General features: G+C 64.6%; 1 protein-coding gene. It reads right to left on the bottom strand.

All coding sequences use genetic code 11. The features are described from left to right. Nucleotides 1–576: alpha/beta fold hydrolase (locus tag CO670_RS32395; RefSeq protein WP_141502488.1), on the bottom strand; the 576-nt coding region annotated here is incomplete at both ends.

The following is a 576-nucleotide window of genomic DNA, read 5'->3' as shown; positions in this document are numbered from 1 at the left end:
CGATCAGCGTCAGCGATCCGATACGCGAGGGCTGACGTGCTGCCAGAGCCGCAGCAATGGCGCCGCCGAAAGAGTGCGCGACCAGATGGATCTTTCCGGAAGCAATCGGGGTGAGCGCCTCCTCGATCGCCATGGCGATCTCGTCAACGACATTGCTGCCGGCCACGGGCGAGGAATCGCCGTGACCGGGAAGATCAACGGCGATCGTCCGCATCGTTTCGGCAAGCACCGGCTGGTTGAAGAGCCAGGTCGTCAGGTCTCCGCCGAAGCCGTGCAGAAAGAGCACGATGTCGTCGCTCGGCTCGCCGGCTTCCAGCAGGTTCAGCGAACCGCCCGGGACCGTGACCTTGCGTGGCAGGGATAAGCCCCCCTCGCCTTCTTCGCCGCGGCCGATCCGATCGGCATAGCTCTGGATGAAGGCGTCGATCTCTTCTTGCGTGGCGCTCTCGTCGGCAATCACGCCGGCCAGCGCACCGACGGGGGCCGTCGTGCCTTCGGCTAGAACGATCTGCCTCAGCGTACCGCTGGCGGAGGCTTCGAGCACATTCGTCACTTTCGTGGTCTCGATCTCCAGGA

The organism is Rhizobium sp. J15, assembly GCF_002531825.1.
In the GTDB taxonomy this organism is placed as follows: domain Bacteria; phylum Pseudomonadota; class Alphaproteobacteria; order Rhizobiales; family Rhizobiaceae; genus Rhizobium.
This window is presented reverse-complemented; position numbering and strand designations above follow the sequence as displayed.